Origin of the sequence: Vibrio sp. A8-1 (assembly GCF_013048685.1) — a bacterium.
Lineage (GTDB): Bacteria > Pseudomonadota > Gammaproteobacteria > Enterobacterales > Vibrionaceae > Vibrio > Vibrio metschnikovii.
The window spans coordinates 22,817-40,784 of the sequence record NZ_VHTC01000010.1; the positions used below are offsets into that span (position 1 = coordinate 22,817).

20 protein-coding genes are annotated in these 17,968 nt (G+C 41.6%); 11 read left to right on the top strand and 9 right to left on the bottom strand.

Going from position 1 to position 17,968, the window contains the following annotated elements:
• Positions 1–3 precede the first annotated feature (3 nt).
• The 3 genes from FKN93_RS07425 to cobB all read left to right on the top strand — a co-directional run bounded on the left by FKN93_RS07425 (position 4) and on the right by cobB (position 2,312).
• A complete protein-coding gene (locus tag FKN93_RS07425; RefSeq protein WP_170904776.1) occupies positions 4–1,062 on the top strand; it encodes a formate dehydrogenase subunit gamma in 1,059 nt (352 codons plus the stop codon).
• The gene (locus tag FKN93_RS07430) at positions 1,046–1,468 is read left to right on the top strand and encodes a hypothetical protein (protein ID WP_170904777.1); all 423 of its coding nucleotides are present in this window, start codon (positions 1,046–1,048) and stop codon (positions 1,466–1,468) included. Before FKN93_RS07425 ends, FKN93_RS07430 begins: the two co-directional genes overlap by 17 nt.
• A 115-nt stretch (positions 1,469–1,583) precedes the next feature.
• Complete coding sequence (gene cobB / locus FKN93_RS07435; protein WP_154170645.1) at positions 1,584–2,312, top strand: Sir2 family NAD+-dependent deacetylase; 729 nt, start codon at positions 1,584–1,586, stop codon at positions 2,310–2,312.
• 110 nt (positions 2,313–2,422) lie between these two features.
• Here the strand turns inward: cobB and FKN93_RS07440 are convergent, their stop codons facing one another.
• From FKN93_RS07440 to potA, 5 genes are all read right to left on the bottom strand, one after another.
• Positions 2,423–3,460: an extracellular solute-binding protein gene (locus tag FKN93_RS07440; RefSeq protein ID WP_154168197.1), complete on the bottom strand. Its 1,038-nt coding sequence runs from the start codon at positions 3,458–3,460 to the stop codon at positions 2,423–2,425.
• A gap of 126 nt (positions 3,461–3,586) precedes the next feature.
• A complete protein-coding gene (locus tag FKN93_RS07445; RefSeq protein WP_158143885.1) occupies positions 3,587–4,618 on the bottom strand; it encodes an extracellular solute-binding protein in 1,032 nt (343 codons plus the stop codon).
• Positions 4,619–4,723: 105 nt separating this feature from the next.
• Positions 4,724–5,494 carry a spermidine/putrescine ABC transporter permease PotC gene (gene potC / locus FKN93_RS07450; protein ID WP_004395273.1) on the bottom strand — a complete coding sequence of 257 codons (771 nt, stop codon included), beginning with the start codon at positions 5,492–5,494 and terminating at the stop codon, positions 4,724–4,726.
• Entirely contained in the window at positions 5,494–6,351 is an 858-nt protein-coding gene (potB, locus tag FKN93_RS07455) for a spermidine/putrescine ABC transporter permease PotB (protein ID WP_004395274.1), read from the bottom strand. Before potB ends, potC begins: the two co-directional genes overlap by 1 nt.
• Complete coding sequence (potA, locus tag FKN93_RS07460; RefSeq protein ID WP_040904817.1) at positions 6,335–7,468, bottom strand: spermidine/putrescine ABC transporter ATP-binding protein PotA; 1,134 nt, start codon at positions 7,466–7,468, stop codon at positions 6,335–6,337. The genes potB and potA overlap by 17 nt, the downstream gene beginning before the upstream one ends.
• A 519-nt stretch (positions 7,469–7,987) precedes the next feature.
• On the opposite strand from potA, the gene FKN93_RS07465 reads away from it, so the two are divergent.
• Both FKN93_RS07465 and FKN93_RS07470 read left to right on the top strand, forming a co-directional pair.
• Positions 7,988–8,791, top strand: coding sequence for a hypothetical protein (locus tag FKN93_RS07465; protein WP_004395276.1), 804 nt, complete (start codon positions 7,988–7,990; stop codon positions 8,789–8,791).
• Positions 8,784–9,578: a glucosaminidase domain-containing protein gene (locus FKN93_RS07470; protein WP_170904807.1), complete on the top strand. Its 795-nt coding sequence runs from the start codon at positions 8,784–8,786 to the stop codon at positions 9,576–9,578. The genes FKN93_RS07465 and FKN93_RS07470 overlap by 8 nt, the downstream gene beginning before the upstream one ends.
• Before the next feature lie 71 nt (positions 9,579–9,649).
• Here the strand turns inward: FKN93_RS07470 and ttcA are convergent, their stop codons facing one another.
• The 3 genes from ttcA to FKN93_RS07485 all read right to left on the bottom strand — a co-directional run bounded on the left by ttcA (position 9,650) and on the right by FKN93_RS07485 (position 12,579).
• Entirely contained in the window at positions 9,650–10,582 is a 933-nt protein-coding gene (gene ttcA, locus FKN93_RS07475; protein ID WP_004395278.1) for a tRNA 2-thiocytidine(32) synthetase TtcA, read from the bottom strand.
• A gap of 141 nt (positions 10,583–10,723) precedes the next feature.
• Entirely contained in the window at positions 10,724–11,671 is a 948-nt protein-coding gene (gene uspE / locus FKN93_RS07480) for a universal stress protein UspE (protein ID WP_115152734.1), read from the bottom strand.
• A gap of 155 nt (positions 11,672–11,826) precedes the next feature.
• Positions 11,827–12,579: an FNR family transcription factor gene (locus FKN93_RS07485; protein ID WP_154168199.1), complete on the bottom strand. Its 753-nt coding sequence runs from the start codon at positions 12,577–12,579 to the stop codon at positions 11,827–11,829.
• Positions 12,580–12,824: 245 nt separating this feature from the next.
• Between FKN93_RS07485 and FKN93_RS07490 the strand changes: the two genes are divergently transcribed.
• From FKN93_RS07490 to FKN93_RS07500, 3 genes are all read left to right on the top strand, one after another.
• Positions 12,825–13,022, top strand: coding sequence for a hypothetical protein (locus FKN93_RS07490; RefSeq protein ID WP_158143886.1), 198 nt, complete (start codon positions 12,825–12,827; stop codon positions 13,020–13,022).
• A 121-nt stretch (positions 13,023–13,143) separates the two neighbouring features.
• The gene (locus FKN93_RS07495) at positions 13,144–14,259 is read left to right on the top strand and encodes an FIST N-terminal domain-containing protein (protein ID WP_170904808.1); all 1,116 of its coding nucleotides are present in this window, start codon (positions 13,144–13,146) and stop codon (positions 14,257–14,259) included.
• 9 nt (positions 14,260–14,268) lie between these two features.
• Positions 14,269–16,014, top strand: coding sequence for an ATP-binding protein (locus tag FKN93_RS07500; RefSeq protein WP_170904809.1), 1,746 nt, complete (start codon positions 14,269–14,271; stop codon positions 16,012–16,014).
• A 149-nt stretch (positions 16,015–16,163) separates the two neighbouring features.
• Here the strand turns inward: FKN93_RS07500 and FKN93_RS07505 are convergent, their stop codons facing one another.
• On the bottom strand, positions 16,164–16,532 hold the full coding sequence (locus tag FKN93_RS07505) for a DUF3693 domain-containing protein (protein ID WP_170904778.1): 369 nt from the start codon (positions 16,530–16,532) through the stop codon (positions 16,164–16,166).
• A 167-nt stretch (positions 16,533–16,699) separates the two neighbouring features.
• On the opposite strand from FKN93_RS07505, the gene FKN93_RS07510 reads away from it, so the two are divergent.
• From FKN93_RS07510 to FKN93_RS07520, 3 genes are all read left to right on the top strand, one after another.
• On the top strand, positions 16,700–16,915 hold the full coding sequence (locus tag FKN93_RS07510) for a hypothetical protein (protein ID WP_170904779.1): 216 nt from the start codon (positions 16,700–16,702) through the stop codon (positions 16,913–16,915).
• A gap of 2 nt (positions 16,916–16,917) precedes the next feature.
• Positions 16,918–17,472, top strand: coding sequence for a 3'-5' exonuclease (locus tag FKN93_RS07515; protein WP_170904780.1), 555 nt, complete (start codon positions 16,918–16,920; stop codon positions 17,470–17,472).
• Positions 17,473–17,739: 267 nt separating this feature from the next.
• Complete coding sequence (locus tag FKN93_RS07520; RefSeq protein ID WP_170904781.1) at positions 17,740–17,967, top strand: hypothetical protein; 228 nt, start codon at positions 17,740–17,742, stop codon at positions 17,965–17,967.
• The last annotated feature ends 1 nt before the right edge of the window (position 17,968 follow it).

The window sequence follows — 17,968 nt, forward strand, 5'->3', positions numbered from 1 at the left end:
GCGATGCAATATCGGATAAAGCGTGCGTTTCAGCAGGTCTTGGTGCTATTGATCTTAACTCTTAGTTGTTTATCTCTCCCATTATTAGCCAATGAGGGCGAGTCCACTAATCACAATGTGGCGCAAAAAGAGATTTCTCAATTAGCGGGTGCCGACTTTTGGCGTCAAGTGAGGCAAGGTCAAGAAGGCTATACCACATCACGTTCTCCTGAGCATGGCGTGTTAATCAGTACACCGGGTGAAATGTGGTTTGTCTTAAAAGAGAAATGGATGTCTCCTGCTGGGGCAGTGGCGATTTTTGGTAGTATTGTGATGGTTGTGATGGCCTATTGGTTGATGGGGCCGATCATGCTTAGTCAGCCAAGAACGGGGCGAAAATTAAAACGTTGGTCGCGTTTGGATCGAGCGTTGCACTGGAGTATGGCGTTTACTTTTCTTACCTTGGCGTTCAGTGGGTTAATGTTGGTTTATGGTAAACACTTTCTTAAACCTTACATTCCTACCGATTGGTGGGGAATGGTCATTTATTCCGCTAAGCAATACCACAATTACGTTGGCCCCTTATTCTTTGTGTTGCTGATTTTTATGTTGCTGAAATGGTGGCGAAAATCCTTATTCAACAAGGTTGATTTCCAATGGTTTTTAAAATTGGGAGGAATGGCGGGCAAGCACAAAGGAACCCATCCTTCGGCTGGCTTTTCCAATGGTGGTGAAAAAGCGATCTATTGGCTGTTGATCGTATTTGGTAGCTTTGCTGCGATCAGTGGACTTATTTTAGACTTTCCGATTTTTGGGCAGACGCGCCGCGATATGGAACTCTCGAATTTGATCCACATGTTCTCCGCTTTAATCCTTATTTGTGGCTTTATTTTCCATATTTATATCGGTTTATTTGGTATGGAAGGGGCATTAGAGGGAATGGTAACGGGTAAAGTCGATGAGACTTGGGCCAAAGAACATCATGATTTATGGTATGAAGAAGTCAAAGCGCGAGGCGAAATTGAAGCGGCTACCTCTAAAATCGACGAGATGAAGGAGAGGCATCATGACCCCCGCCAGTAAAAATAAATCCGTTTGGTTTGTGTATATTGCCAGTTTGCTGACCCCATTTACTGGGTTACTTTCTGGGGTGATTGGCATTATCTATGCTGGCTATCGGTTGGATAAAAACCAAGATGGCGAGGTGGCGAATTCCCATTATTACGGATTAATTCGTACTTTTTTCTTATTATTAACCTTTTTTGTGGTGTTAATTGTCACCGTTGCTACGGCAAATGGCGTTCTGATGGGAGTCAATCGTTATTGGTTTAGTAATACTTGGTTAAGTACGATTGGCTACGCTATCCCTTACCTTGGCGCGTTCATTGCGTTAGGTGCCATTACCTTATGGTTTTGGCGTATGGTGCAAGGTATGAAGCAGCTGCGAGCCGATATCGCTCATAGTCCGACGAAAGGTCCGAATCTTTAATCATCACACCCAGCGAGTCTGGGTGTTTTTTTCGACTATTGTCTAAGCCTTGAAATTAGGGACGCTCGTTTATCAATGCTAAACTGGTGTAAAGATTGAAAATAAGGAATGGATGATGAATTTCCCCTATCGCAATATTGTAGTATTGACCGGCGCGGGGATATCTGCCGAGTCGGGTATTCAAACCTTTCGGGCCCAAGATGGATTATGGGAAAACCACCGGATTGAAGATGTTGCCACACCAGAAGGTTTTGCTCGTGATCCTGATTTGGTGCAAGACTTTTATAATCAGCGCCGCAGAAAACTAGGCTCTCCTGAGATTCAACCCAATGCGGCTCATCTTGCTCTTGGCGAGCTAGAGCGACAACTGAATGGTTCAGTAACCATCATTACCCAGAATATTGATGATCTGCATGAGCGAGGCGGTAGTCAAAACATCATTCATATGCATGGTGAGTTATTTAAAGCTCGCTGTAGTATGTCTAATCAAGTGGTTGAACAAAAGGGCGATTTATTGACCGGTGAACTGTGTCATTGCTGTCAAATTCCGCAACAAATGCGGCCTCATATTGTTTGGTTTGGGGAAATGCCTTTGCGGATGGGGGAGATTTATAGCGCATTAGAAAAAGCCGATTTATTTGTCTCTATTGGTACATCTGGTGTGGTTTATCCGGCGGCTGGTTTTGTGCATGATGCGAGAATGCACGGCGCACATACGATTGAAATTAATTTAGAGCCGAGCGCGATTGAAAGTGAGTTTGCTGAAAAACGTTATGGCAAAGCGACGCTTGAGGTCCCTCGTTTAGTTAACGAGCTATTAATGCTGCAAGATTCCCCTCGATAAGAGGACAAGAACCTCATTTTTTGCTAACGTCACATCGTTTTCATCTAGCACAGAAAACAGGCAAGAAAAAAGCGGCATCAGCCGCTTTTTCACATTGATAGAATCGCTGATTACTTCACTTTTAAGCGTTGGAAGTAGTTATCGTATAATATTGATGCTTCACCGACATCATCTTGCCATTCACCGCTATCCATGACTGATTGTGGTGGGAAGATATTCGGGTCATTGACAAACTCGGCAGGTAATAGCTTATGGGCCGTTTTGACTGGTGTTGGATAGCCGATTTCCAGCGCAATTTTTGCTGCATTTTCCGGACGCAATAAGAAGTCGATCATTTTATGTGCCGCTTCGATATTTTTCGCTCCTGCAGGAATCGCAATGCTGTCCATCCAGAAAATAGCGCCTTTTTCTGGCCAAATAATCTCAATATTGGCTCCTTCTTGACGCGCCATGTAGGCAGACCCATTCCACAACATCCCAAGCGAAACTTCTCCGGCTAAAAACGGGTTGGCTGGGAAATCAGAGTTAAAGACCAAGACATTTGGCATCAGTTTGGTTAGCTCTTGATAAGCGGCTTCAATCTCTTCTGGATTGGTACTATTTGGCGAGTAACCCAATTTACTTAAAGCCATATGGAACACTTCACGAGCGTCATCCATCAGCATAAGCTGACCACGCCATTTGGCATCCCATAAATCGTTCCAATTGGTCAGTGCTGATTTATCAAGCATGTCGGTGTTAATGCCAATACCTGTCGCTCCCCAGATATAAGGGATTGAGTAACGGTTTTCGGGATCAAAAGATTTATTGAGAAAATTAGGGTCAAGATCCGCAAAATGACTTAATTGATTTTTGTCGATGGGTTGCAGCATGCCTTCTTTGCGCATCTTAGAGACAAAATAAGTTGAAGGAACCACTAAGTCATAACCAGCACCTTGGGTTTTTAACTTCGCGTACATGCTTTCGTTTGATTCGTACGTCGAATAAATAACTCGGATACCGGTTTCTTTACTAAATTCTTCTAGTACATCGCTAGGGATATATTCCGACCAGTTATAAAAATACAGCTCGGTATCGTTGGCCATCGCGTGGGTAGTGAATAGAGTCGCTGCGCATAGTACGCCCGCATACAGTTTACTTTTCTTCATTACAATTCCGTATTTTGGTAGCAAAAGCCCAAATAGGCTAGAGAGATTAGCTAAATCAGCCGCCAAGTATACCAGCTCACAAAAAAATAGGCAGCTAATGCTGCCCATTTACTTAAGCTCGTAGGTTTATAAACCTGATTTTAAACGCATAAAGTAGTTTTCATACTTAATGGTTTTGTCTCCCACCGCATCTTGCCATTCCACGCGATCTAAATCTTCTTGAGATGGGAATAGGGGGGCGATATCTTTGAACTTAGCGTTCGATTCCGCCACACCTGTTAAGTAGCCAGTATCACGAGAGATTTGCTCAGCGATTTCAGGGCGCAGTAAAAAGTCGATCATCTTATGGGCGGCGTCGACATTTTTCGCTCCTGAAGCAATGGCGAAGTTATCGACCCAACCAATACCGCCTTCTTTCGGGAAGATCAGTTTGATCGGTAATCCTTCATTTTGCGCTGCCGCTGCAGAGCCATTCCATAACATCCCTAAACCGACTTCACCAGCAAGATAGGGTGCAGCAGGGTTGTCAGAGTTAAACACCAAAACATTCGGCATTAATTTACGCAATTCAGTGTAGGCTTCATCAATTTGCTTATCGTCAGTGGTATTACCGGAATAGCCGAGTTTACGCAGAGCGATATGGAATACTTCGCGAGTATCGTCCATTAACATCAATTGTCTCGCCAGCTCAGGCTTCCAAAGGTCACCCCAGCTTTGGAAATCATTCGGGTCATACATATCGGTATTGACCGCTAAACCGGTAATGGCGACCACATGCGGAATTGAGTAGTCGTTGTTCGGATCATAAGGTTTATTCAGGTAGTTAGCGTCTAAATTACTGAAATTAGACAGCTTAGACTTATCTATTTTCTGAATCATACCCTCATCACGCATTTTGGATACGAAATAGGTTGAAGGAACAATAAGATCGTAGCCCTGATTATGGGTTTTTAGTCTGGCGTATAAAGTTTCATTTGACTCATAAGTTGAGTAAATGACTTTGATACCGGTTTCACGAGTAAACTGTTCAAGGATATTACTGTTAATGTAAGGTCCCCAGTTCATGAAAACCAATTCTTTATCTTGCGCGATAGCTGAATTTGACAACAGTGAAAGCGCACATGCACTACCAGCTAATAAAGTAGCCCATTTTTTCATCGACGTTAGCTCCAAACCAAACGTTGCCCATTAAGGCGTTACATAGAGAAACAGAATGGTCATGGTGGCCATTCTGTTTCGTGTTTTTAACATGCAGTGAGTATATTACTTCACTTTTTCTCTGGCTAACAACTGTGAAGTGATCACAAGGATTAATGAAACCACTAACATCACAGTCGCTAACGCATTCACTTCCGGTGAAATCCCAACCCTAACCATAGAGTAAATCTTTAAAGGGAGAATTTCATAGGTTGGTCCTGTCACAAAAGAACTGATGATGACATCATCGAGTGACAAGGTAAAACTTAATAACCAACCTGCCGCAACGGCTGGCTTAGCAAGTGGGAAAATAATATTTTTCAATATAACCCATTCGCTCGCTCCGAGATCTTTTGCCGCTTCTAACATCTTCACATCAAAACCATTCAAACGGCTGTAAACCGTGACGACCACAAAGGGTAAGCAGAAGGTGATGTGCGCAATCAAAAGGGTTAGAAAGCCCAATTGAAAGCCGAGGACTAAAAACAGCGCCAGTAATGAAATTGCCATTACGATATCTGGTGACATCATGACAACAAACAGCATGCCATTGACCATTTTCTTACCTTTAAACTGGTAACGAAATAGGGCAACAGCCGTCAAGCTACCAATAATTGTCGCTGCGGTCGCTGAAAAGACCGCAATATTGATAGAGTGCCAGGCGGCTTGCATCAAGCTGTCATTATTAATCAAAGCATGATACCACTTGGTCGTGAAGCCACCCCAACGAATCCCAAAGCGGTTGTCGTTAAAAGAGTTCACAATCAAAACAATAATCGGTAGGTACAAAAATAAGTACACTAAGCTCATAAAGCTAAATCGAACTGTCTTTCCCATTAGCTTAGCTCCGATTTCTTATTCAAGAGTTTTCCTGCTCGATAGTACGCATAGAGCATGACGGCCATGGCTAAGGTGAGGGCAATACTTGTCGCCGCACCAAATGGCCAGTCTCGGGCGTTGAGTACTTGGCTCTTAATGACGTTACCGATCAATAAGTTTTTCGCCCCTCCCAGTAAATCAGAAATATAGAACATTCCTAATGCTGGTAGCAGTACCAGTAAACAGCCGCCAATAATGCCGGGCATGGTTAAGGGTAAAATGACTTTAATCAGCGTTTGCAACTTGTTCGCACCAAGATCTCGTGCTGCTTCTATATAAGTATGATCGAGCTTCTCGATCGCAGAATAGAGAGGCAGAATCATAAATGGCAGCAAGATGTACACTAAACCAATCATGACCGCGGTTTCGGTGAACATGATACGGATGGGCGTATCGATGATGCCGATGCTTAATAATGCTTTATTCAAAATACCTTGAGTGCCCAAAACAATTTTTAATCCATAGGTACGGATCAGTGAGTTAGTCCAAAATGGAACAATCACTAAAAACAGCATAATAGGGCGCCATTTTTGTGGCATTTTGGCAACGATATACGCAAATGGATAGCCGACCACAAGGCAAATTAAGGTCGCCACGATAGCCATGTAAAATGAGTGCAGCATCACTCTGGCATAAATCGGATCCATTAAACGAAGATAGTTATCGAACGTAAAGGTAAAAGCGATTAAGTTCGATTCATCACGCGTTAAAAAGCTGGTCACAATGATCATCAGATTGGGGATCAGAACAAACAGACCTAACCAGCCGACAATCAAAACAATAATTGCGTTTTGTAGATTAAGCTTGTTGCTCATCATTGAGGACGACCTCCCAGCTTTCAACCCAAGTGATGGCGACTTTCTGGCCGATAGAGTGGTCTACGTCTGGATCATCCTCGTTAAAGAATTCACTCACCATAACGCGCATGCCTGACTCTAATTCAACCACTGACTCTAACGTCATGCCTTTATAAGTACGATCGATAACATGACCAACAATACCCGCACTTTCTGATTCTTTGATCTCTTCAATGCGTAAATCTTCTGGACGCAGTAAGACTTGCAGTTTATCGCCGCTAGTCACGGGTTGATCATAATAGACAATCGCAGGAACGCCTTCGATCTGTACGTTAATGCATTTATCATCGATACGATCTTGAGTGACGGCATTAAATACGTTGATCTCACCGATAAATCGGGCAACAAATAGGTTTTTGGGCTCTTCATAAATTTCACGTGGTGAACCATCTTGCTCGATGCATCCATCGCGCATAACAATGATTCGATCCGACATGGATAAAGCTTCTTCTTGATCGTGAGTAACGAAGATGAAGGTAATGCCCAGTTGACGTTGGAGTTGCTTCAGCTCAATTTGCATCTGTTTACGCAGTTTATAATCGAGAGCGGATAAAGATTCATCCAACAATAACACTTTAGGTTTATTGACCACGGCACGAGCAATCGCAATACGTTGTTGCTGACCACCAGAAAGCTGATGTGGCTTACGTTGCGCCATTTGCTCTAAGCGAACCATGCGTAGGGCTTCCATTACTCGTGGTTCAATCTCTGCGCTTGGTACTTTCTGCATACGCAATCCGAAGGCTACGTTATCAAACACGGTCATATGAGGAAACAAGGCGTAACTTTGGAAGACCGTGTTGACATGCCTCTGCTCAGCAGGAACTTGAGTCACATCTTGACCGTCAAGTAAGATCTGGCCGTTATCGACCGTCTCAAAACCAGCAATCATTCGTAGTACGGTGGTTTTCCCACACCCTGATGGGCCAAGTATAGTTAAGAATTCACCGTGATTGACATCTAAATTCAGGTGAGAAATGATCTCTTTACCATCAAAGCTTTTGCTAATGCCAGATAGACGAATAACTGGCTTTCCTACCGAGTGTTGTTTGTTCAACGTCTGTTTTTCTCCCACAGTGGTTGTATACCCAAAAAATGGCAAAAACGTCGTTGAATGGCTAATGGTTCATTCAAACAATCGTCCTTAACTTTTTTGAGTATAGGAGCGTGATATACAGTGCATTATTATTCCCGTTTAGCTTAAAGTGGCAGCAGACGTTGCCATCACTCTCGGTTGTTCGGGTATAACACGAAAACCAGTCATAAATCAGAATCATACTTGGTGTACTTATACATCCAATTTATACACTGGTTATACCTTTTCAAAGGGCGCATCATAATTAGCATACCCGACGAAATCAAAGTATTTTCTTATCTTGAAACAGAAAAAATTTTGCATCGTTGAGTGATGATTCTTTACCATGCCCTGTTAACGAATAATCAAGGCTTTTAAGTGGTCAATTATCAGCCATATGAAGCATAAAGCAAGCTGAGTTTGACAGTAAGATTTTAGACTCGACGGTATTTCAGTATAATGAAAAACTATCTCCATTTGTTTCGAAAGCATTTTTGACAGGCCAAACTAGGGCGAATTATGAGCAATAATATCGAGAAAGATTTTAACTTAGGAGGAACGTTGGAACGCGCTCTTTCTGGTGATTACCAACTTAAGATAGGTGAGGTACTAAAAGAAGCATGGGATTGTACCCTGAAACACTTCCTGTCTTTTTCTCCTGCCATTGTTATTTTGGTCGTGATCCAATTGGCGATTTTTATCATTGCCTTCAGATTAATGGTCGGCGATCCGTCGGTCATCTTTTCTTTATTTGCTCAAGAGGGCAATATCCCTCCGGGCGTTATTCAAGGGATTTTGATTGCTAACTTTAGTTACGAAGTAGTCAGTGCTCCGATTTATGCTGGCGTGAGTTTAATGGCCATGAGTCATGCTGCCGGGCTTAAAACTAGGACCAATCATATTACTAAAGGGTTGCAGTTCACCATACCAGTAATTATTGCTTCATTATTGAGCCTAGTACTACAAGGGGTTGCCGGGATGGTTTTCCCACTCCTCTCGATGTATTTTTCACTGGCTTTTAGTAATTCGATTTTACTGATCTGTGAAAAGAAAGTTCCCCCGATGCAAGCACTGTGGCTATCATTACGTGCAGTGAACAAAAAACTGCTACCTTTAGCGGGCATCTACGCTTTACTGATGTTGATGTTCGTAGCTGCCGTCCTGTTTTATGGTATTGGCTTAATCTTTGTTCTGCCTTTCTTTTTTCATGTGAAAGGCATTATTTACCGTAATATGTTTGGTATTCGTTTACAAATCGTTGCCACGAAGAAAACCAATAGCGATGATGATCATGATGCAAATTCACAAATTTTTAATGCGTAAGCGCTTTATCCTCATAGGGTTAGCGATGGTGTTGATTGGATTGAGTCTTTATTACTCAACCCGGACTGCTGATCACCCTTCGGTTGAGTTAACCGGCCATGCAGTATCAGCAGCCCCTGATTTTTCATCGATAACGGATATAGCAGAGAAAAAAGAGGCATTTTTTTCTTACTTAAGACCTGGGGTTGCGTTTGAGAACCAACGTATTTTACAAGAAAGGCAACAATTACAACGGCTAGCTACCCGTTTTCAGCAAGGCAAACTGTCAGCCAAAGATAAGACACTGGCGGCTCAATTGGCTGAACAATACGGTTTAGCACTGAATAAGGGAAATCGACTGAGTAGTGAATGGCTGAATGGTATGTTACAGCGTGTTGACGTTTTACCAGAAGCGTTAGTGCTGACTCAAGCTGCTAATGAGTCCGCCTGGGGAACTTCGCGTTTTGCTATTGAAGCGAATAACTATTTTGGTCAGTGGTGCTATTCTCCGGGCTGTGGGGTAGTACCAGCAGCAAGAGGCGCAGGAATGACCCATGAAGTTGCCAAGTTTTCTTCGGTGCAAGAATCGATTCATCGTTATTTTATGAATGTGAATCGTAACGCGGCTTATCGTGATTTGCGCAATATTCGGCAACAGCTGCGTAAAAATGACGCAAATTTATTCAGTGTGGATAGTGCGCTGGCTTTGAGTAATGGATTATTGCGTTACTCTGAGCGTGGCGCGGATTATGTGCAAGATGTACAGGCGATGATCCGCCATAATCAAGTTTATTGGGTAGAGCAATAACCTGAAAATACCAATAAGGCTGCCCAGTGGCAGCCTTATTGGTATCCGTTCAACTGGTTATCAACAACATGCTACAAGTTAGTCACGTCTAATTTTAATGCAGGATCAAACGGTATCACTGTATCGTCTTCATCGAGAATAGGCTGTGGGACGGGTTCTTTATCAAAACCAATGTCACCACCATTAATGACGCCAGAATCACGATTGATCGATTTAAAATCAAATAATTCAAAGTCGGCAAGATGGCTAGGCACGACATTTTGCATGGCTCTAAACATGGTTTCTATACGACCAGGAAACTGTTTATCCCAAGCATTAAGCATCTGCTTAATATTTTGGCGCTGCATATTAGGCTGCGAACCACATAAATTGCAGGGAATGATAGGATAAGCGCGATGGTTTGCGTATTTGATGATGTCTTTTTCTCTGCAGTAAGCAAGAGGGCGAATCACCACATGCTCGCCATTGTCAGAGACTAACTTAGGTGGCATCCCTTTCATTTTTCCGCCATAGAACATATTCAAAAACAAGGTTTCAATAATGTCATCACGGTGATGGCCTAAAGCAATTTTAGTGGCCCCTAACTCCTTCGCTGCGCGATATAAAATACCACGGCGTAGGCGAGAACACAGAGCGCACGTGGTTTTACCTTCGGGAACTTTATCTTGTACGATGGAATAGGTGTCTTCTTCAATGATCTTATACTCAACGCCTAATTCTTGAAGGTATTCAGGTAGAATATGTTCAGGAAATCCGGGTTGTTTTTGATCAAGATTGACAGCGATGAGTGAGAAGGTGATCGGTGCACTTTTTTGCAAACTCATCAGAATGTCGAGCATCGTGAAGCTGTCTTTGCCTCCCGATAAACAGACCATGATTCGGTCGCCATCTTCAATCATATTAAAGTCAGCAATAGCTTGCCCCGTATTACGACGAATACGTTTTTGTAGCTTATTGAAATTATAATGTTGGGCTTTAGTCAACTCTTGAGTTTGCTCTGTCATTGGCTTTCGTTCTTTAATCTTCCACACAAAATGAAGTGCGTATAATACGGATCTACTGACAAGATGCCAGTATTAAGCATGCCCGATAACAAAAAATCCCCAACCAAGGGGATGGGGACTTATAAATAGCAAATAGAGTGTTTAGCTAGCGATGTTAGGATCAAGAGGACTAATATACCCAGCGGGTTTTAGGGCAAGGACATCACAGTTGATCTTATCAATGACTTGTTCAGCGGTATTACCAATAAAGACGGCTGAAAGTCCAGTTCGCCCTGTCGTTCCTAAAATGACCATCGCCGCATCAAGCGTTTTGGCTGCCTCGGGAATAACATCTTCAGGTAAACCTTGTTGAACAATAGTTTGACTTTCATCTAAACCATGTTTTTGTCTTAGTGCTTTCATCGATGTGAGGTGATGGCCACGAACGGCATCAGTATAAGTGGTCGGGTCAAACTCAGGTAGCTCAATCGTAATATTGGCTGGCGTTACCGGGTAAGCATTAACTAAATAGGGCGATGCCCCAAGACGTTGAGTTAAATTGAGTAATTGTTCGACCATGATATCGTTGAGCTGAATATGAGTATCAACCTCTGAACCGACGTGAACAGAGGCGATAATATTCGCATTCTCAGGCCAGTGACTGTGTTTAACCAGTAAAACAGGAGTCGGGCATTTGCGCAGTAGATGCCAATCAGTAGGAGTAAATATTACTGATTCCAATACATCATGTTTATGAGTGCCTTTGATAAGAATATCATGTTGACCAGAGAAGACTTCTGCAATGATCGCCTCGTAAGGACGATTGTGCCAAACCACCTTTACATCAAATTGAATGGATGAATCGATATAAGGTTCAGCAACGCTTCTCATCCATTGTTCTCGTTGTTGAATCACGCCTCTGCGCATCGCATCTCGTTCATCAATAGAAAGCATCGAAGTCATGTCATAAGAAAAATCATAAATCGACATAAAGAAAGTGATATGACTCGGGGATTGGCTTTTTGCTGCTAGCTGAACTGCTCTGGCTAATGCCGGTTGTTCATCGTGATTAATGTCTGCAACAACTAATATTTTGCTATAGATACTCATAACAAACTCCTTGTTTGTGGAGGAGGTCAATAACTCACAGACCTTAGAGATACTTTAACGCAGTTGGAGAGAGAGTTTTAGTGAAGAGAGTCAGTTTTTTAAGAAAAGTATGATGCAGCTCATCAAAGTGCTGCATCATCGCCATGAATCAAGAATTACTTGCTGTCTTTCGATACACCCGCTAATTGCATTAAAGCGTCATGATCTAAAATTGTGATGTATTTGCCTTTCACGCTAAGCATTTCTGATTTTTGAAAACGTCCCAGTAAACGACTGATAGTTTCTACGGTTAAGCCTAAGTAATTGCCAATGTCACCACGAGTCATGGTTAAACGGAATTCGCGAGGGCTAAATCCTCGTTGAGAAAAACGCGTTGATAGATTATACAAGAAGGCCGCCAATCTCTCTTCGGCATTCTTTTTTGAGAGTAATAGGATCATCTCTTGATCGCCCTTAATCTCGTTACTCATCAAACGCATAATTTGTTGGCGTAACTTAGGCATTTTTCCAGAAAGATCATCTAAGATTTCATACGGTATTTCACAAACCATTGAGGTTTCTAATGCCTGAGCAAAACTTGGATGAGAGTCGCCAGTGATGGCATCGAACCCAACCAAATCACCGGCAAGGTGAAAAGCGGTAATCTGTTCATCACCTTGTTCAGTGATGGTATAACTTTTAATGGTTCCTGAACGAATCGCGTACAGAGAGCGAAGTTCATCACCGGCTTTGAAGAGCGCTTGTCCTTTTTGAATCGGCTTTTTACGCTCAATAATTTGGTCAAGCTGGTCCAGTTCTGATTCGTTCAGTGTAAACGGAATGCAAAGTTGACTGATACTACAGTCTTGACAATGAATGGCGCAGCCACCAGATTGAATACGCTTTGTCGCAGGCTTTTCAGAAATCATAACAACCTTTCACTAAATTGATGCACATCAAGAATTCTAGCATTCATTATCGTCAAAGGATAGTGATCCATAAACAACTAAAGAGAGTAAGCACAGTTAATATTGGTAATCGGTATCATGGTCACGGACGTTAACATTTAAAAGCGGATGTAGTACTCTCTTCTTTCTATTTACATACCCACGATGAGCACTGCAAGACCAAGTTACTGATTCGGTTAGTCATTGATGATAAAGGACACCCAATAATGCCAGCAGAAAAACTGACAAAAAACAAGCTGATTCAAATAATCGTTATGTTAACTATTCTGATATCGGCATTCACCTGGCGCACTATAACTCATTATTCAACAGATAAAGAAGCAACTAAAGAACACCCAACGTTAAAAAATGAGTCTATCGATCACGAAAACCCCCAATCCTTGCAGTACAAAGACAGTCAATAAAAAAGTATCGTGGTAATATTCCATCATTAACGCATCTTTATTAGTTTGATATATGCAATTTACTACCACTTTTACTCATGCCACGAGACCTGAAGACGCAATAGGGCAGTTAGCAGAAACATTGAAAAAAGATGGCTTGTCCAACCTAATTTGCTACTACTCACAAGAGTATTCCGCGAAGCAGATACAGCAAGAACTTCGTCTACATTTTCCAGGAATCCCATTTATTGGCTGTTCTTCATGCCAAGCGATCATGACTGATAAAGGATTTCATATCGGGCCTGTTGTGGCTTTAATGGCTATTTATGACTGCTCTTATAGTGCGTATGGCACTGGTTTAGTCGAGTTAGGTCAAGAGGATGATCGGCAAGCCGCTTATGTCGCTATTCAACAAGCTTTGCGACAAGCGAATAGAATTGGTGAAGTACCAAGCTTAATTCTGTTGCATTCGACCCCCGGCCATGAAGAGGCATTTATTGATGCGATTGATGCCACCTTTGGCACTCACGTTCCTATTATCGGTGGGAGCGCAGCTGATAATCATATTCAAAAACAATGGTCTATCATTACCCAACAGGGATGGAGCTCTAATGGCATAGCTTTGCAGCTATTTTTTCCATCTAAGCCACTAACCTCGGGTTTTAGTGCTGGTTATTCACCGACTGAGTTTGAAGGCGAAATTACCCAAGCTAGCCATCGATGTATTCAGAGTATTGATGGTGAGCCAGCCTCGGCTATTTATAAAGAGTGGATCAGCGATCACTCCAATATTCAATTTAATGATCGACATCTGTTTGAGCATGTGACTCGATTTCCTTTAGGAAGAGTGGCCGGATATGTTAATCAACAGCCTTACTATAAATTGTGTCATCCTATTCAAATGCTCAATGATGGATCGCTTGAACTATTTGCTACGATTAATGAAGGCGAAAAAATAAGATTGATGACCGGTTCAAAAGAACAGCTACTCAATCGAGCATCACGAGTGATCCAAGATGCAAATACACAAAACTATCATGAGTCATTACTGCTCGGCTCGATTATCATCTATTGTGCAGGGGCAATGCTCCGTCTAGGAGAAGATGTACAACTCGTTCATAAAAAACTGGTCGAGCAAATGCATGGTCAGCCTTTTATTTGTCCATTCACTTTTGGTGAACAGGGACGTTTTATTGGTGGCGAGAATGCCCACGGAAATTTAATGATAGCATCGGTTATCTTCTATGAGTCAGAATAGACAAAGATGATAGAACAAGACAAAAATGAGCAGCTGAGTGAGGTGCTACTTGAGTTAGAGAGAAGTAAAGAGAGAGAGCTTCGCTTAGCGGAAGAGAACCGTGTTATTCTCAGCGCCATATCGGCGCTTAGTCATGCTGATAATAAATATCAGATATTTGAAGAGCTTAAAAACGTCCTTCATCGATATATTAACTTTGATGATTTTATTGTTATTGCTAAAAACACGCCAAATTCGTTATTTTCAACATTTCTGTCCTCGAATATCGCGTTTCAAGGCAAGCAGTGGCTTAATGGTGATAAATTTCAACGAGTATTACAAGGCGAGTGTATTATCCTATTTGAGCCCACCAAGCTTGCCGAATTTCAAAATCTTAATCCATTTCTTCAAAACACAATAAACTCCGCGTTAATCACGGGTATCCAAACGCAAACCAGCGATTCCGTATTACTGCTTTTAGGCAGTAGGAAAGGGCAGTTTAGTTTAGAGACTAAAGCAACGTTGCAACGTTTTCGTCCACTCCTCGAGCGGGCCATTAACGATATTGAACATAAAGAAGAATTGCAAAGCTTAGTGCGTATAAAAACTCATGAACTCTATATTGCACAGCAGCAAGCAGAACATGCTAACCAAGCTAAGTCGCAATTTTTAGCGATGATGAGTCATGAGTTGAGAACGCCGCTCAATGCTGTTTTAGGGTTAATTGATATTTTGCGAGAAGACTCTAATCACTCTCAACTTGAGTTATTAGAACAAATGGAAAATTCAGCAGAACTTCTGTTAGTGATCATCAATGATATTCTTGATTTAAGTCGCATAGAATCAGGGCACTTTAAGTTACATCGTCACTGGGTTCATTTGCACAAGAAGCTTGTTCATGCTTTGTCTTATCATCATAAAGCGTGTGTTGCTAAAGGGATCCGCTTTAATGTTCGAACATCAATTTGTGATCATTATGAATATTGGGTTGATCCTGTACGTTTAATGCAAATACTGTTCAACGTGATTGGTAATGCGATCAAATTCACCGAAGCAGGCTCTGTTGATGTCCGGTTAAGTACCGCAAGAAATGAGTTGGTCATCCATGTCGAAGACACCGGAATTGGAATTGAGCCCGAGCGAATAGAACACTTGTTTTCTCCATTCATTCAAGCCGATAGCTCTATTACTCGTCATTATGGTGGCACAGGGCTTGGCTTAGCGATTACTAAACACCTTGTAGAATTGATGAAAGGAACGATTTCAGTCAGCAGTTCTTTAGGACAAGGCAGCCATTTTACCATCCGTCTTCCCGTCAATTCACGACAAACAAATAGCATTAAGATTGATCCCCTTGAACCTATTTTAAAACAAGCCTCCAGTAGTCAGAGTAGCCAAGGACATATCTTAGTTGTTGAAGATACCAAAACTAACCAAATGGTCATCCAGTTAATCTTATCGCGCATGGGTTACAACGTCACCATGGTGAGTGATGGACAACAAGCCGTATCATTAACAGAAACAGAAACAGAAACAGAAACTAGCCATGCATTTGATTTGATTCTTATGGATATCTCGATGCCAGTGATGGATGGAATTGAAGCGACGAAAATCTTGCGTAGTAAGAATATCCAGACACCGATCATCGCGCTTACGGCCCATGCAATGCAAGATGATCACGCGACATTTCGACAAGCGGGCATGAATGATGTGGTTTTAAAACCCATTCGTAGCCAAGAATTACAACGCATTATTAAACAGTATTTAAATCCTTAAGAATAATTACCATATTGTTCAATGTGCAAACATGAACCAATATGGTAATTATATACTTTATGGTAAATAGACTTATGTTTAATACAATAAGTAAAAGGAAGAATAGGAGCGCTGTAAGGATAAGTCTCGTGTATCTGCATGTATGTTATTTAACATAATATACATAATGCGCAGTATGACGACTCTAATTTATCGCCCATGTTCACTAGCATAAATCCCACGTAACCCATTGTAATTGCTTTTAATCCTAGCCGATTTTGCTTTTTTGCTATGTGTTCCCATAGCTGTTTTATGCGTGGGTTTTCGTTGCGGTCTGCGTGGCATCCGAGTAATGCCAGCTCTGGGTCAATTCCTGCTTGTTCAGCAAGAAAAACGGCTTCCTCATCAGATATATAGCGTATTCCGCTTCTGATTTTGCTTATCTTCTGTGGTGATAGGTTCAAGTCATGCGCAATTTGCTTGTCTTGTACGTAGTTTTTTGCTTTTTTGTAAGCGTTTAGTAGTTCATTAGCGTACATAAATCCCCCTTATTTTTACTTATCATAGCTGTTTAATCCCCATTTTGCGCTATTTACAATCCCCATAAATGGCAACTACAATCCCCATTAATCGAAACATTGGCCGTTCTGGTCGCTCCCGATAAGCACTGGGGCGGCCTCTTAACTAAGTAACCATCGGGGGTTATATGAACATTCTCACAATCCAAGTCTCACAAAAATATTTTGATTTAATTTGTGCTCATAAACTCGATACGAAAATTTTGCACGTCTCACAATCCCCTGAACTCGGTCAGCAAATCCAGTTTACTGACGGTTTTGATTTTAGCCCTGTTTATAAGTGTAGCCGCCTTGAACATTCAGGCTCTGGCTGTGTCGTTGGCTTTGAGCTTTTGGGGGCTTAATCATGAAGTCAATCAATCTAGACAACGCCGTTATTCTTGATACCGAAACAACCGGATTGGGTCAAAGTGCGCGCATTGTTGAAATCGCAATTATTGACGCCCGTAATGGTGACGTACTTTATTCAAGCCTTGTTAATCCGCTTTGTCCTATCCCTGTTCAGGTTCAACAAATACATGGCATTGATAATCATGATGTGCTTGATAAGCCTACTTTTGACGTGGTTTGGAACCAAATCAAGGATCTTTTGATTGATAGGAAAGTTGTTATTTATAACTTCAATTTTGACTATCAAATGATTAAACAGTCCCTTTCTGATTTTAATTATCCTACTGATAATCTTAAATATTTCATTCGTGGTGAGTGTGCCATGCTCTGGTATGCTGAGTTTTACGGGGAGCTATCACATGATGGCTATCGCTGGCAAAATCTCACCAATGCTTGCATTCAACAATCAATTGACGTTTCTGATTTAAAAGCTCATCGCGCGCTCGCTGATTGTGAAATGACACGTCGGTTGCTTAATACATGCAAAGCTGTTCTGGATGGTTTTCTATGAAAGCAAGAGTCCTCCTATTGATTAATGCCGTTAATGCTAAGTTGGGGGCTTAATTATGCCAGTAAATATTATCTTGATTTCCGGTCCTTATCCGCTCTATCTAGCACTTTATGACCATGAAACACGAGAATTTTCAGTTACTTACAATTCTGATAAAGCTATTTTCATGTCTCCTGATTTTGCAAATAAAATCATTTCAAATTTGCAACCTATTTACCCTTTAGCTCAGCTTTCTTATTCTGTTTCATTATTCGAGGAGTGCTAGTTATGACTATTAAAATTATTACTTCTTCTCTCTCTTCGCGTTGTATTATCGAGTTGTACCCTCAAGTTTATTTAAAAGATATTGTTTCTCTAAAAACTTTATTTATTGTTCCTACGTCTATTTTAAGTGAAGCAAAGCATTTTAGTTTATTTTCTGCATCAAAGATTCTTCCTTATTTGGAGCGCCGCTATTCTACTTGTTCACTTTCATTTTTAATCGAGGAGTGCTAGC